The sequence below is a fragment of the Xanthobacteraceae bacterium genome, assembly GCA_019454205.1.
Lineage (GTDB): Bacteria > Pseudomonadota > Alphaproteobacteria > Rhizobiales > Xanthobacteraceae.
The window spans coordinates 1,121,687-1,136,049 of record CP075369.1 but is presented as its reverse complement, the minus strand read 5'-3'; the positions used below and the strand labels follow the sequence as shown (position 1 = coordinate 1,136,049).

Sequence of the window (14,363 nt, the reverse complement as noted above, 5' to 3'; positions counted from 1 at the left end):
CCCGATTCAGGGCAGATCGTCGTCGCCGAGCATCCGCGTCGCCGCGCCTTCGAGATCCTCATATTGCCCGGAGCGGATCGACCAGAAAAACGCGCCAAGACCCATCAGGCCGAGGCCGAGCGCGATCGGCAGAAGGAAGACGATGACATTCATGCCGCGACCTCCGCTGGCGCGCCGGATGCTTCCATTGCGTTTTCGCCTTCGCGCTTTCCGCTACGTTTTGCACGCAGCGAGTTCAGCGTAACGAGAACGGACGAGCCGGACATAGCCGCCGCGGCAATCAGCGGCGTGACGAAACCCGCTACCGCGAGCGGAACGGCGACTACATTATATATCACTGCCAGCCAGAGATTCTGGTGCATGATCCGCCGTGCGCGCCGTGCGATTTCGACCGCGTCCAGTACTGGCCGAAGCCGCTCGCCGAGGAACATTCCGTCCGCATGGGCCTGCGTGATCTGCGCGGCCGTGATCGGCGATAATGAAACATGCGCGGCGGCAAGCGCAGGCGCATCGTTCACGCCGTCGCCAACCATCAGCACCTTGCGCCCTGCCTGCTTCATTTCCTCAAGCAGACGGTATTTCTCCTGCGGCTTGCATGCAAAGCGGAATGTCTCGATACCGAGTTGCGTCGCGATTTCGGCAACCGCCTCCTCGCGGTCACCGGATGCAATCGTGACTTCCAGTCCGCGTTCGCGCAATGCGCGCACAATCTCAACAGCATCCTTGCGAAGCTGTTGGCCGACCCAGAATGCAGCGGTACGATCGCTATAACGGAAGTAGATCGCGGACTTCCCATGGTTACGTTCGTCCGTTTCCTGCGGCTCCATATTACAAAAAATAGCACTGCCGAGCCGCGCTTCACGGCCATTCACCATCGCCGCGACGCCCTCGCCTGCTTTCTCCTTCGCATCGGGATAGGAAAGCTGCGCGGTACTATGCTTTGCGAGCGCACGCGCAAGCGGATGGCTGCTAGCCAGTGCAAGCCGTGCTGCGATGTCTGCCAGTTCCGGATCGGCGTGCGAAAAATCGCCTACAGCCGCATCCGGAAGCGTGAGCGTACCGGTCTTGTCGAACACGACCGCATCGGCTTCCGAGAGACGCTCCAGCAATTCGGGACTGTTCACGATGATGTTCGAGCGGAACAACTCGCCCATCGCCACGACCTGAACGGTCGGGACCGCAAGCGCCAGCGCGCAGGGGCAAGTGATGATCAGCACCGCAATGGCAATTACGATCGACTGGTGAATGCCTGCACCCGCGACCAGCCAGCCCGCCAGCGTCAGCGCCGCTGTGACATGAACCACCGGCGCATAGAGCCGCGCTGCACTGTCGGCGAGGCGCACATACTTCGTCTTGTTCTCACCTGCGGCGGCAATCAGCCGTTCAATGTCCGCAAGTAACGATTTGTCAGAGGCCGCTGTCACCTCGACATACAGCACGCTGTCGAGGTTGAGACTGCCGCCGTATACAATGTCGCCCTTCGCTACCGAACGGCCTGCCGTTTCGCCGGTGACGAGGCTTTCGTCGATCAGGCCCGCGCCGCTCGTTACCAAGCCGTCGGCCGGAACCCGCTCGCCTACGCGCACCATTACGAGATCGCCGGTTTTCAGCCGTTCCACGGGAACGACCGCTGCCTTTCCGTTCTCGATGCGACACGCAACATCGCCGCGCAGTGCGGAAATGTTTCCCGCCGCCGTGCGCATCTTCATTTGCGCCGCCTGCTCCAGATAGCGGCCGGTGAGCAGGAAGAACATCAGCATGATCGCGGAATCGAAGTAAGCGTGATGCCCGTGCGTCGCGGTTTCATAGAGCGAAAGACCGATCGCCAGCAGCACGCCCAGCGAAATCGGGACGTCCATGTTTACGCCGCCACCGCGCAACGCACGAAAAGCGCTGTCGAAGAAAGGCCGCCCGCAATAAGCAATCGCCGGAAGCACGATCAGCGCCGAAAGCCAGTGGAAGAAATCCCGCGTCTCCGGGGTGATGTCGGTCACGTTGCCAGACCATACCGACACCGAAAGCAGCATAACGTTCATCGCCGCGAAGCCCGCAACCGCGAGACAACGCAGCAGCCAGCTTGCATATTGCGCTTCCGCGCCATCGGCCTGCAGCCGGAACGGATAGGCGCGATAACCGATCTTCGTGAGGCGCGAGAGCAATTCGTTTGGATTCAACTTTCCGCCGTGCCAGCGCACCACGACGCGCCGATTGGTGTAGTTGACGCGCGCGCCGATCACCCCCGGCACCTGACGCAACTCGTTCTCAATTTTACCAATGCAGACGGCGCAGTGAATTCCTTCGACCGCAAGCGTCACGGTCTTCTCGTCGTTTTCCTCTTCGACGACGAAGGCGGAAAGATCCGCTGGAAGTGCGGCCTGTCCGTTCACGGGGCTCCCCCTACTTCACGACAACGAGATTGCGCGAGCGGAACACACGCTCGCCACCGCGGTGAATGTCGGTCAGCAAATTCCATTTGCCAGGACCCACCGGCGCTATACCGCGATACATACCGACACCTGCGTGTTCCAGCTTCACGGAAGCATCGTAGCGGCGGAACGTGGGATGCTGGAAAACGACAGTCACTTCGGCCGCGGGAACAATATTCCCGTCACGGTCGCGAATGGTGACCTCGATCGGAAGACCCCGCGCCACCAACGGTGAAACAGTCACGTCCACCTTCCAACCAAGCGCGTTCTGCACCTCGGCTGCGCGCAGTTCGCGGGCAAACGTAATTCCTTCACGATACGCGTTCTCCGCATCCACGCCGCCGAAAGTGCGGATCGCGAGAGTCGCCATCAGCGCATTGACCGCGGCAATCACAACGAAGAACAGCACAGTAATAGCCAACACAAGCCGGCCGGTAATTCTGAATCCGCCCGTCGGATTTGCAGACGTCATAATTCGTTTCTCCTCATGGCCCGCGGAAATGCGCGGAGGCCGTCGCACTCTTGGAATTGGCAAGATCGGAAATGCGGATGCGCAGCGGCACGGAAGCATCCGGCGGCAGCACCGCCTTGGTCGTGACCAGCATGCGAAATTCCTGAGTCTGATCCGGCTCGACCTGCACGATCCAGCGGCCATACAGATCCCGCAAAGTAACGCCGACAATCTCGAAATCCGCACCGGCAAGCCCGTCAACGGAAATCAGGAAGGAGCGTTTCTCATGCTCCTTATTGATCAGCCGGATAGTGTAGGCGTTGCGGATGGCCCCGCTGGAAAGCTTGACATAGACCGGGTTGCGGTCGTGGATCACGGCGACACCGAGATCGGTGCGCAACGCGAGCGATGCGATCATCACCACACTGACAGCGATAATCAGTGCTGCGTAGAGCACCGTACGCGCGCGGAAGAAGCGGAAAACGTTGGGCAGCCCCTGTTCGCGGCGGCGGACGTTGATGTCGTTGTCATACGCGATCAACCCGGTCGGCCGGTCGATCTTGCGCATGATGGTGTCGCAGGCATCGATGCAAAGTCCGCACTGGATGCAATCCAGTTGCGAACCGAGGCGGATATCCACGCCGGTGGGACACGCCCACACACACTGGTTACAGTCGATGCAGTCGCCCGCTGGCTGGCCTTCCGCACGCAACCGTTCGGCTGCCTTTAGCGTGTTTCTCGGTTCGCCGCGATCGTAGCGATATGTGACGTTCAGCGCGTGCTCGTCGGTAAGCGCCGCCTGAATTCGCGGCCACGGACACATATAAATGCAGACCTGTTCGCGCATCAGGCCGGCGAGCGTGTAGGTCGTGAAGGTTAGGATTCCGATCGTGATCCATGCGATTGCGGGCGCCTGGAAGGTCGCGAGTTGTTTCACGATGGTCGGGGCGTCGGCGAAGTAGAGAATCCATGCGCCGCCCGTCCACCAAGCGATCGCGAGCCAGATAAAGTGTTTCGCGGTCTTTCGTGCGACCTTGTCGAAGGTCCAGGGACCATTATCCCGCCGTATCCGTTCGACGCGGTCGCCCTCGATCTTGCGTTCGACAAACAGGAACAGGTCCGTCCACACCGTTTGCGGACAGAGATAACCGCACCAGATGCGGCCCGCGAGCGCGTTCATCAGGAACAGCGCCAGTGACGCAAGGATCAGAAGACCCGTGAGGTAGTAAACTTCCTGCGGCCAGATTTCGATGAAGAAGAAGTAGAAGCGGCTGGAAGAAAAGTCGATCAAGACCGCCTGATCAGGAGCGTTGATGCCCCGCTCCCACCGCACGAACGGCAAACCGTAATAAATGCCGAGCGTGATGACGAGTAGCGCAGTCTTGATCGTGCGGAATCGTCCCGCTACCGCTTTCGGATAAATCTTCCGGTGCGAGACGTAGAGCGGCTCATCGTCCTCGGACGCGACCAGCGGTTCACTTGCGCCGACCTTCACCATGGGTTGACCCACCCTGCCGTCTTCGCAGGACTACTTGCCGCCGCCCAGCGAATGGATGTAAGCGGCGAGCGACTTGATCGTCACTTCATCGAGGCGTCCGTACCAGGCCGGCATCACGCCAGCACGGCCGTAATAAATTCCCTCGACGATGGTCTTGCGGTCGGAGCCGTAGAGCCAGATTGCGTCCGTGAGATCGGGCGTACCGAACTCGCGCTTGCCTTTGCCTTTGTCGCCGTGACAGACCGCGCACTTCTCCGCGAATACCTTTGCGCCAAGTGCGAGATCCGTACCCTCCGGCGTCTTCAGGTTCGCAAGTGTTCTGACAAATTCAGCGACCGCATCGATTTCAGGATTCTTCAGCAACCCGTCGCGGCCGAAAGCAGGCATCGTTCCGCTAGGCGCCTTCGGGTGGTTCGAGCGCACACCGAAGAGAATCGTGTTCATAATCTCTTCTGGCTTGCCGCCCCACAGCCAGTCGTCGTCGTTCAGGTTCGGATAACCGCGTGCGCCGGTTGCGCCGATGCCGTGACAGCCCGCACAGTTATCCTGAAACGCAACGCGGCCGTTGGCGCGCGCCAGTGTCAGCAATTCCGGCGTCACCAGAATCTTTTCCAGCGGTGCTTCACGCAACTTCGCGATCAGCGGCTCGCGCAGCCGCTCCAGCGATTGCAGTTCCTCTTTCACAGCAGCGCGCGACTGCCAGCTCCATACGCCGGAAGTATAAGAGCTGATCAGCGGCCATGACGGATAGACGACCCAATAGCCAATGGACCACACGATGGTCGCGTAGAACATCCACACCCACCATTTGGGCAGCGGATTGTTCAACTCCTCGATACCGTCCCATTCGTGGCCGGTCGTCGAGCGCTTGACGTTGTCGTCTTTCGGTTTGTTATCGGCCACGATTAGTCCTCGCGAAGCGGTGTTTTTGCGGCTTCCTCGTATTTCGCCTTGCGCGACGGACTCATCACGAAAACGACCACGGCGAGGAAAACGGCGACGAAGTAGATCAGGCCCCAAGTCTGCGCGAAGCGGGCCAGCATGAGATAAGTTTCAGTCATTGACGCCTCACCGCAGGTTTGCCTTGTCCTGATAGGCCTTGAAGTCCACCTGCGTACCGAGCATTTGCAGGTACGCGACGATGGCGTCGGCCTCGGAGACGAAGGCTTTATTGTTGTCGAACTTGCGGACGATTACGTTCTGGTAGCGCTTGCGAAGATCTTCGGCTTCAGGCGCATCGTTCGAAGCCTGCGCGCGAAGATCGGACAACGCGTTCGCAATCATTTCTTTCGAATACGGCACGCCCAGCGCGGCCTGCGCCTTCATGTGATCCTGAATGTCGTCGGTCTTCAACGGCGTCGTCGAAAGAAACGGGTAGCCCGGCATGATCGAGGTCGGCACTACCGAACGCGGATCGTTCAGGTGATCTACATGCCAGAGATCGGAATACTTGCCGCCAACGCGCGCGAGGTCGGGGCCGGTACGCTTCGATCCCCACTGGAACGGCCGGTCGTAGATCGACTCCGCCGCCAGCGAATAATGGCCGTAACGCTCCACCTCGTCGCGCAGCGCGCGCACCATTTGCGAATGGCAGACATAACAGCCTTCCCGCACATAGATGTTGCGGCCCGCAAGTTCGAGCGGCGTGTACGGACGAATGCCATCAACCTTCTCGATCGTGCTCTTCAGGTAGAACAGCGGTGCGATTTCAACGAGGCCGCCAATCGCAATCACGATCAGGATGCCGAAGATCAGCAGAATCGAATTGCGTTCGAGGATTTGGTGTTTTGCCCAGATCGACATTTTCGGTTCCGTTTTTTAGTTGGCCGGGCTGAGCTGCATCGGCATTTGCTCCCGCGCAGGTTCGGCACTCGCGATGGTCTTCCAGACGTTCCAGACCATGAGCAACGCTCCGGTCAGGAACAGCACGCCGCCGAGCATGCGGATCACATAGAAGGGATGCATCGCCTCGACCGACTCGATGAACGAGTATTCGAGGAAGCCGAGCGGCGTGTAGGCGCGCCACATCAGGCCCTGCAGGATTCCGGAGACCCACATCGCGGTGATGTAGAGCACGATGCCAAGCGTGGAGATCCAGAAGTGCCAGTTCACAAGGCGGTTCGACCACAGGCCTTCGCGGTTCCACAGCCAGGGGACCAGGCAATAGATCGCGCCGAAGGAAATGTAGGCGACCCAACCGAGCGCTCCGGAGTGAACGTGACCGATGGTCCAGTCCGTGTAGTGGCTGAGCGAGTTCACGGCCTTGATCGACATGACCGGCCCTTCGAACGTCGACATGCCGTAGAACGCGACCGCGACCACCATCATGCGCAGCACCGGATCGGTGCGCAGCTTGTCCCACGCGCCGGACAGCGTCATGAGGCCGTTGATCATGCCGCCCCATGACGGCATCCACAGCATGATGGAGAACGTCATGCCGAGCGTCTGCGCCCAGTCGGGCAACGCGGTGTAATGCAGATGGTGCGGACCCGCCCAGATATAGAGGAAGATCAGCGCCCAGAAATGGATGATCGACAGCCGATACGAATAGACCGGCTTCTCCGCGCGTTTCGGCACGAAGTAATACATGATCGCGAGGAACCCCGCGGTGAGGAAGAAGCCGACCGCGTTATGGCCGTACCACCACTGCACCATCGCATCCTGCACACCGGCCCAGACGATGTACGATTTCGCGGAGAAGATCGAAACCGGAATCGAAGCGTTGTTGCCGATGTGCAGCACCGCAATCGTCACGATGAACGCGAGGTAGAACCAGTTCGCGACGAAGATATGCGGCTCTTTCCGCTTCAGGATGGTGCCAACGAATACAAGGAAGTAGACGACCCATACGATGGTCAACAGCAAGTCGGCGTACCATTCCGGCTCGGCATATTCCTTCGACTGGGTGATGCCGAGCAGATAACCGGTACCGGCAATGACAATGAACAGGTTGTAACCGAGCACCACGAACCACGGCGAAAGATCGCCCGCGAGGCGCGCGCGGCAAGTGCGTTGCACGACATAGAAAGATGTGCCGATCAGCACGTTGCCGCCGAAGGCAAAGATCACCGCCGACGTGTGGAGCGGCCGCAAACGGCCGAAACTGGTCCATGGCAAATCTAGATTGAGCAGCGGAAACGCCAGCTGCGCCGCGATGATAACACCGATCAGAAATCCGGCGATGCCCCAGAACAGCGAAGCGATGGTCGTGAACTTGACCGGACCCATGTTGTAATTGGGCTTGCCGCCGATCTCCTGCGGAATCTCCGCGGGGCGGTCCATGTAGCGGTTGCCGATTGCGAAGACCGCGGCGATCGAGGCAGCCGCCATGACCAGCGCATGGAAGGAATATTCGGTGGTTGTCGCCAGCGCGGCGATACAGATCAGCCCGAACGCGGTGAGCGACGCCAAGATGATCCCGGCAAACTCTCCCATCGACATGGATTTGCCGGACTGGCTGATTTCAAGCTGCACGATTCATCCCCGCTTTCGCTCTTTGGAAGCAACCCAAGCTGCAACCTAAAGACGGACGCGAAAACGAGGTTGATCTGAATCAATCGCCGGGCAGTCCCCCGGCACTTTCAACTACGGCCTGATGCCGCAGAGAATTGCGATTTCGCGCGTGGAAAACGCGATACCCGCGATACCCACCGCTATCACCGCGAGTCCGAATACGAGCCGCATTGCAGGCGCGGCAGCCCTGTTCCCTAGAAACGGAATGCCGAGGCTGACCGCCATGAGCGGCAACGCCGTGCCGAGACCGAACCCGAGCATGGTCAGTCCGCCACGCAACGGCGCTCCGGTAAGCATCGCGTAGAACAGTGCGCTATACACCATGCCGCACGGCATGAAGCCCCAGACGATTCCCGCCGCAACAAACCCGCCACGGCGAAGAAACGAGGCCGAACCGATTCGGGAAGAGAACCATGCAGCCGCAGCGCGCGCCTTTTCCGGCGCAAGTATGGACGGTGCAAATCCCGCGATTACAGCGCCGGTCCACCCGAGGAACGCGGCGGCAATCCAGCGCAGGACTGCATTCGCAACGGCGGGATTGTTTCCAGCAAACGCCGCGAACGAACCTGCGCCAGCGACCGCCACGCCGGCCGCCGTATAGGTCATGATTCGCCCCGCGTGCACGGATAGCGTGCGCGCAACCAGCGGCTGGCGAACGGCGACAGCGCCCTGCCCTGCGAGGCTGAAACTCGCGGCCACGCCGGAGCACATCGCGAGGCAATGCACGCTCGAGGACAGACCAAGCAAAAGCCCGGCGAGAAAAACGGATTGCTCGAAATACGGCATGGATAGCCGCGCATTTCACATGGAAATGCCGCGCACCATATTGACGTGGATCAATCGCGCAGCGGACGTATGCCTACGTGTGGAGCAGGCTTGTCGCCTGCAATGCCGCATCGAGGGTTTCCTCCGGAAGGCCGGAACTGTCGACTCGAATCCATTCTTTCGCCTCTGCGCCACGCGCTTCCTGCGCCAGCACGACCGAACGATCCGCATCAGAGGCGTCAGCGGTGCGGCGCTCGACGCGTTCAATCCTCTTATCGAGATCGGCGTGAAGGAAGATGCCCTGAAAGGGAACGCCCGCTTTCTCCGCAACCCTTGCGGCGGCTTCGCGTTCTTCCGGTGCGCCGAACACGGCGTCGAGGACCACAGAATGACCTGCGCCGATCGCTTTCGCCGCGTCGGCCAGAACAGCCTCGTAAACCTTTGCGCTCATCTCCGGGCTGTAGGCGCTGGCATCGAGACGGGCCATTTCCGCGACACTGAGAAGCTGCTTTCGCTTGACGTCGGAACGCAGAACGACGGCGCCCGGCGCGGGCAATACGAACGGCGCCAACGAGCGCGCAAGCACTGATTTTCCGCTTCCCGAAAGCCCGCCGACCGCAAGCAGGCGTGGCGCGGAAGGCGCGATCAGGTTGCAAGCGCAGTGAAAATAATGCTGCGCGGTTGCCACATCTTCCGGTTTCCTTTTCTGCTCGAAACGCGCAACCGCGACCACGGCGCGGATGGCGCTGCGCGTGGAGAGGAAAAGCGGAAGCAGCCGCAACCCCTCCAGATTTTCGCTTCTTGCCGAAACGGCGAGATAACGGTTCAGGGCTGCATTCGCGGCCAAGCGGTGCCTGCCTACGAACAGATCCATTAAAAAGAACGCGAGATCGTAGAGAATGTCGCCGCCCGCAATCAGCGGATCGAATTCCACTGCATCGAAAATGACGGACGCGCCCTTGATCAGCGCAATATTGCCGAGGTGAAGGTCGCCGTGGCCGCGCACGAGTAGCCCGGCGTCGGCACGGCGACGGATCAATTCTCCCGTGCTCGCGAGCGTTTCAGTCACGCCTTGCAGCAGGATGTCCGCTTGCCGCTGGTCGAACAGATCGGGGTGCTTCCGGAACGTCTCGCGATGCTGGCGGAAGAACCCTGCGAGCGCAGCAATCCACGCGCCTGCATCCTGCCTTTCGGCATCGCGATGGACTTCCGCGAGCCGCGCAGCGACCGCCTCCGCCATCGTGGCCGGGACTTCGTTGTTTTCAGCAAAGCGGTCGAGCGTCAGCCCATCGTCGAAACGGCGCATCTCGACAGCCCATTCCACCGCCTCTCCCTGCCCGCCAATCCGCAACGAGCCGTCGCTTTCGCGCGTCACCCTCGCCAGCCCGATATAAAGTTCGGGAGCAAAGCGCCGGTTGATCTCGATCTCCGCGAGGCATGCGGCCTTGCGCAGCGTGAGCGTCGAATAATCGAGATAAGGGAACCTGACCGCGCGCTTCACCTTCAGCGCACGGGTTCCCGACAGGAAAATACTGGCCGCGTGGGTGTCGATCCGCTTTACCGGAAGACCGCCGCTCGAAGCCGGAGATTCCAGATAGTCGAGAATTTCTTTCTGCGTGTGATTTGAATTCATCTGCTTAACCGGCGCCGGAAACAAATATTCGGTAACACCGTGGAAGACAAATTCACGAACCCGCTGCGTTGCGCGTTTGATGCACGTCAAATGTATGTGCGCGGGAATACTCTACTATTGCACCTATTCGGCAGGACAAAACGTCATGGGTTTCATTCCGGAAACGGCCGTCGAACCTTCTGCGGTATTCGGCAGCCTGCGTGTAATGATGGAAAATAATCTCCAGAAAGGCGAGCGGCTGACCGACGTCCTGCTCGACACGATGAGCGACCTCACCCATCAGTCGGCGGTTTTCGCAGATGCCGGTCTGGTTTCCGCCGCGAGACTGCAACAATCCCTCGCTGCATCCCGCAACTATCAGGACGCATGGTCCGCGCTGGCGGACTACGGTGCACGGCTTCGCGACTCGTATTTCACATTCATGAATGAATGCCTCGCCTGCCGCAGCCGTGCTTTTGAACGCCTCAATCTCGGCAACCGGATTCCCAATGCCTGAGCAGGATAGAACATCCATTCGTGCGGTTGCGGTTGCGCTGGCTCCGCATCGCAATTCGCAGGCGACGAACGAATATGCACTGTCGTTCGCGGAAATATTCGATGCCTCGATCAAAGGTTTTTCGCTGCTTTCCGATCCGGCGTTACCGCTGGCCGGTCCGCTGGATGCAATTCCTCCCAGCGTGATCGAAGACCTGCTGGCACGCAGCGAAACAGAAGCGCGCGACACCGCTGCGGCCTTCGAACGGCAGGCGCAGACATTCAAACCGAACGCCTCGGCGGAGATATGTCGCATCGGGCGCATCGATCCGGCCGAGCAATTCGCCACATATGCGCGGCTGTTCGATATCGCCATCGTTCCGCAAGCGGCTGCGGATGAATCGGAATTGCCGGATTTCGTGCAAGGCACGTTACTCGGCTCAGGTCATCCGGTTCTTGTCGTGCCCTACATCCATAAGGCTCGCGCTTCGTTCGAGCGCATCCTCGTGTGCTGGGACGGCAGCCGCCCGGCGGCAAGAGCGCTCTCGGACGCATTGCCGATGCTTCGCCGCGCCAAGGTGGTCGATGTCATCACCGCGGGGAGCGACGAAGAGGTCGCCGCTATCCAACACGGCCTCGAAGGATATCTGGCGCAACACGGGGTACAGGCCCGGCTGCAATCGCTCAACGCAAAGGGCATCGACATCGGAAATGCGATCCTGTCCTATGCGGCGGACGCAGGAACGACCTTGCTGGTCATGGGCGGATACGGTCATTCGCGTGCGCGGGAATGGATACTCGGCGGCGTCACCCGCACCATTCTCGCTACGATGACGGTACCCGTCCTGCTCTCGCATTGATCCGGCGCTGGTAGTCGCGCAGCGGCGTTTTTAATTCAGCTTCAGGCGCACGACCCGCATATCGGGTTCGTCTTCGCTGACGGAAACGTCGAAGCCGAGCTTCGTGCACATCGCGAGCATGGTCGTGTTCTCCGCGAGAACTTGCCCCTCGATGAATTTTATTCCCTCTGCCTTCGCATAGCGGATGATCAGTTCCATCAGCTTCCAGCCCAGCCCCCTACCCTTAAGATCGGAGCGCAGCAGGATCGCGTATTCGCCGGTTTCCAGATTCGCGTCGGCATGCAGCCTGACGACACCCAGCAATTCCTCACTGTCGAACGCGCCGAACGCCATCGCCCGCGCATAATCGAGCTGCGTAAGGCGCGCGAGAAAAGCGTGGCCGGGATTGCGCACCACGTTGAAGAAGCGCAGCCGCAGGTCGCGGTCCGTCACATGCTTGAAGAACTCCACCAGAAAAGGCTCGTCCTCCGGACGCAACGGACGGACCGTCGCAGTCTCGGAGCTGCCGTATTCGACGGTCTGCTCCCATTCGTTCGGATAAGGACGAATGGCGAGATGCATCGCGCCTTTCTGCCGCGGCGTCTGTTGCACCATGACACGCGAGTCCAGCGCGACCACGCGCTCGGCACCCGCAAGCACCGGGTTGAGATCGAGCTGTACGATTTCCGGCAGATCGGAAACGAGCTGACTCACCTTCACGAGCATCGTTTCCAGTTCGTTCCGGTTGGCCGCGGGCACATTGCGATAAGCCTTCAGCAATTTTGCCACGCGAGTCTGGTCGATGAGCGATTTCGCAAGATTGATATCTAGCGGCGGCAGGCCAATCGCTTTGTCTCCGACGACCTCGACCGAAACACCGCCCTGTCCGAACGCCACCACGCGACCGAATGCAGGATCGTCCGCGACGCCGATGATCAGTTCGCGTGCATTCGGCAGTTCGATCATTTCCTGCACGAGAATGCCGGTGAGCACCGCATCGGGCCGCAGCTTGCCGGCACGCGCGAGAATATCCGCTGCTGCCTTTTCCGCATCGGCAGGCGTTCTGATATTCAACCGCACACCGCCAATGTCCGACTTGTGAACAATATCGGGCGACTGGATTTTTAAAGCGACTGCTTCGCAGGTTTGCAGCATGCGTTCCGCGAGTTTGCGCACGCCCGCCGGATCCGGCGCGATGTGCGAAACCACGACCGGAATCCGGTACGCCTCCAGCAGCACCGTCATCTGTTCCGGCGTCAGCCATTGCTGCCCCACGGCGATGGCCCCGGAAATCACGCGCGCCGCCGCCTCGCGATCCGGCGAAAAATCTCCCACGAACTTCGGCGGGGTCGCGCGCAACGCTTCCTGCGCCTCGCCGTAACGGACAAGCTGCGAGAACGCCTGCACGGCGGCATTTTCGGTGAGGAACAGCGGAATCTTTGCCTGCGCAAATATCTCGCGCTCCGGCGGATTCTCCGCGACCCAAACCGCAAGCACCGGCTTTCCGGGATAAGACTGCTTGCGATGATTCTGCACAACTTCCGCGACGCGGGTCGCGATCCCACTTGGGGACGCCAGCGAGGTCGCGACATTCATGACGATGATGCCGTCGTTCTCCGGATCAGCAAGCAATTGTTCGAGCGCGAGCGCATAGCGCGTGGCGTCTGCGTCGCCGATTACGTCGACGGGGTTCGCCTTCGACCAGTTTGCGGGAAGACCTGCGTTCAGCGCCTGCATGGTTGCATGCGAAAGGGTCGCCATCTTGCCGCCGAGTTCGGTATATTTATCGACCGCAAGCACGCCAAGGCCGCCGCCATTGGTGAGAATGGCAAGACGCCCGCCTTTGAATGGATGGATCGCGCTCAGGATTTCCGCGGCGTCGAAGAGTTGCGCCAGGTCGAAAACGCGCAGCAAGCCCGCGCGCCGGAACGCAGCGTCATAGACCGCATCGGAACCGGCAATCGCGCCGGTATGTGTCGCGGCCGCCTTCGCGCCCTGTTCGAAGCGCCCTGCCTTCAACACCACGACCGGCTTTGCCCTCGCCGCGACTCGCGCAGCCGACATGAACTTCCGGGCATCCTTGATCGACTCGACATACAAAAGAATGGCGCGGGTTTTGTGATCGTTGGCGAAGTAATCGAGCAGGTCGCCGAAATCGACGTCCATCTGGTCGCCGACCGAAACGATGGACGAGAACCCGATGCCGCGCGCGGCAGCCCATTCGATGATGCCCGACACGATCGCGCCGGACTGCGAGATGAGCGCCAGATCGCCGGACTTAGGCATGTGCGCGGCGAAGCTGGCGTTCAACCCGGAGACCGGCGACAATACGCCGATGCAATTCGGGCCGACGACACGCATGCCGTATTTTCTCGCGGCGAGACGCGCATTCTCGAAAGGTGACCCCTCGCCCCGCCCAAGCCCGGAACTGATCACGACCGCCGCCTTGCAGCCGCGCGCACCCAGCTCGTCCACCAGCGCTGGAATGCTCTCCGCCGGCGTGGTGATCACCGCCAGTTCCGGGACCGCGGCAAGCTCCGCGACGCTGCGTTGCGCGGTGATACCCAGCAACTCGCGATATTTCGCATTGACGAGATGAACCGGACCCTTGAAACCACTCTGCGTGAGATTCTTCAGCACGGCGCGGCCAACCGAACTTTCACGCTCGCTTCCACCGATCACTGCGACGGATTGCGGGTTGAGAAGCTCGGCAATTCGGTACGTTGACATCCGGCGTTCTTGCTCTCTGATTGTTCTGAATTGT

The 14,363-nt window shown here is 60.4% G+C and carries 13 protein-coding genes; 2 read left to right on the top strand and 11 right to left on the bottom strand.

Translation table 11 applies throughout. The features are described 5' to 3' along the window. Nucleotides 1–6: 6 nt before the first annotated feature. From ccoS to KF794_05570, 10 genes are all read right to left on the bottom strand, one after another. Complete coding sequence (gene ccoS / locus KF794_05615; GenBank protein ID QYK46165.1) at nt 7–153, bottom strand: cbb3-type cytochrome oxidase assembly protein CcoS; 147 nt, start codon at nt 151–153, stop codon at nt 7–9. After that, nucleotides 150–2,387, bottom strand: coding sequence for a cadmium-translocating P-type ATPase (gene cadA / locus KF794_05610; protein ID QYK46164.1), 2,238 nt, complete (start codon nt 2,385–2,387; stop codon nt 150–152). Before cadA ends, ccoS begins: the two co-directional genes overlap by 4 nt. 10 nt (nt 2,388–2,397) lie before the next feature. Then, entirely contained in the window at nt 2,398–2,898 is a 501-nt protein-coding gene (locus KF794_05605; GenBank protein QYK46163.1) for a FixH family protein, read from the bottom strand. A gap of 13 nt (nt 2,899–2,911) precedes the next feature. Continuing rightward, the gene (ccoG, locus tag KF794_05600; GenBank protein QYK46603.1) at nt 2,912–4,375 is read right to left on the bottom strand and encodes a cytochrome c oxidase accessory protein CcoG; all 1,464 of its coding nucleotides are present in this window, start codon (nt 4,373–4,375) and stop codon (nt 2,912–2,914) included. Nucleotides 4,376–4,405: 30 nt separating this feature from the next. Then, nucleotides 4,406–5,278, bottom strand: coding sequence for a cytochrome-c oxidase, cbb3-type subunit III (gene ccoP, locus KF794_05595; GenBank protein QYK46162.1), 873 nt, complete (start codon nt 5,276–5,278; stop codon nt 4,406–4,408). A 2-nt stretch (nt 5,279–5,280) separates the two neighbouring features. After that, the gene (locus tag KF794_05590; protein QYK46161.1) at nt 5,281–5,436 is read right to left on the bottom strand and encodes a cbb3-type cytochrome c oxidase subunit 3; all 156 of its coding nucleotides are present in this window, start codon (nt 5,434–5,436) and stop codon (nt 5,281–5,283) included. Nucleotides 5,437–5,443: 7 nt separating this feature from the next. Further along, nucleotides 5,444–6,178 (bottom strand): cytochrome-c oxidase, cbb3-type subunit II, encoded by a 735-nt coding sequence (gene ccoO / locus KF794_05585; GenBank protein ID QYK46160.1) that lies wholly within the window; start codon nt 6,176–6,178, stop codon nt 5,444–5,446. A gap of 15 nt (nt 6,179–6,193) precedes the next feature. After that, nucleotides 6,194–7,816 carry a cytochrome-c oxidase, cbb3-type subunit I gene (gene ccoN / locus KF794_05580; protein ID QYK46602.1) on the bottom strand — a complete coding sequence of 541 codons (1,623 nt, stop codon included), beginning with the start codon at nt 7,814–7,816 and terminating at the stop codon, nt 6,194–6,196. Nucleotides 7,817–7,960: 144 nt separating this feature from the next. Further along, entirely contained in the window at nt 7,961–8,674 is a 714-nt protein-coding gene (locus tag KF794_05575) for a sulfite exporter TauE/SafE family protein (GenBank protein ID QYK46159.1), read from the bottom strand. Nucleotides 8,675–8,747: 73 nt separating this feature from the next. Then, nucleotides 8,748–10,286: an AAA family ATPase gene (locus KF794_05570; GenBank protein ID QYK46158.1), complete on the bottom strand. Its 1,539-nt coding sequence runs from the start codon at nt 10,284–10,286 to the stop codon at nt 8,748–8,750. Nucleotides 10,287–10,431: 145 nt separating this feature from the next. Between KF794_05570 and KF794_05565 the strand changes: the two genes are divergently transcribed. Both KF794_05565 and KF794_05560 read left to right on the top strand, forming a co-directional pair. Then, the gene (locus KF794_05565) at nt 10,432–10,782 is read left to right on the top strand and encodes a hypothetical protein (protein ID QYK46157.1); all 351 of its coding nucleotides are present in this window, start codon (nt 10,432–10,434) and stop codon (nt 10,780–10,782) included. Continuing rightward, the gene (locus tag KF794_05560; GenBank protein QYK46156.1) at nt 10,775–11,620 is read left to right on the top strand and encodes a universal stress protein; all 846 of its coding nucleotides are present in this window, start codon (nt 10,775–10,777) and stop codon (nt 11,618–11,620) included. Before KF794_05565 ends, KF794_05560 begins: the two co-directional genes overlap by 8 nt. 30 nt (nt 11,621–11,650) lie before the next feature. Here the strand turns inward: KF794_05560 and KF794_05555 are convergent, their stop codons facing one another. Then, nucleotides 11,651–14,329, bottom strand: a complete 2,679-nt coding sequence (locus KF794_05555; GenBank protein ID QYK46155.1) for a bifunctional acetate--CoA ligase family protein/GNAT family N-acetyltransferase — start codon at nt 14,327–14,329, stop codon at nt 11,651–11,653. Between the last annotated feature and the right edge of the window lie 34 nt (nt 14,330–14,363).

What these genes read in the sequence shown, in the direction of transcription:
- ccoN (QYK46602.1), bottom strand. Translation starts at nt 7,816, where the DNA reads ATGTCGATGGGAGAGTTTGCCGGGATCATCTTGGCGTCGCTCACCGCG.
- ccoO (QYK46160.1), bottom strand. Translation starts at nt 6,178, where the DNA reads ATGTCGATCTGGGCAAAACACCAAATCCTCGAACGCAATTCGATTCTG.
- KF794_05560 (QYK46156.1), top strand. Translation starts at nt 10,775, where the DNA reads ATGCCTGAGCAGGATAGAACATCCATTCGTGCGGTTGCGGTTGCGCTG.
- ccoG (QYK46603.1), bottom strand. Translation starts at nt 4,375, where the DNA reads ATGGTGAAGGTCGGCGCAAGTGAACCGCTGGTCGCGTCCGAGGACGAT.
- KF794_05570 (QYK46158.1), bottom strand. Translation starts at nt 10,286, where the DNA reads ATGAATTCAAATCACACGCAGAAAGAAATTCTCGACTATCTGGAATCT.
- KF794_05555 (QYK46155.1), bottom strand. Translation starts at nt 14,329, where the DNA reads ATGTCAACGTACCGAATTGCCGAGCTTCTCAACCCGCAATCCGTCGCA.
- KF794_05605 (QYK46163.1), bottom strand. Translation starts at nt 2,898, where the DNA reads ATGACGTCTGCAAATCCGACGGGCGGATTCAGAATTACCGGCCGGCTT.
- KF794_05575 (QYK46159.1), bottom strand. Translation starts at nt 8,674, where the DNA reads ATGCCGTATTTCGAGCAATCCGTTTTTCTCGCCGGGCTTTTGCTTGGT.
- ccoS (QYK46165.1), bottom strand. Translation starts at nt 153, where the DNA reads ATGAATGTCATCGTCTTCCTTCTGCCGATCGCGCTCGGCCTCGGCCTG.
- KF794_05565 (QYK46157.1), top strand. Translation starts at nt 10,432, where the DNA reads ATGGGTTTCATTCCGGAAACGGCCGTCGAACCTTCTGCGGTATTCGGC.
- KF794_05590 (QYK46161.1), bottom strand. Translation starts at nt 5,436, where the DNA reads ATGACTGAAACTTATCTCATGCTGGCCCGCTTCGCGCAGACTTGGGGC.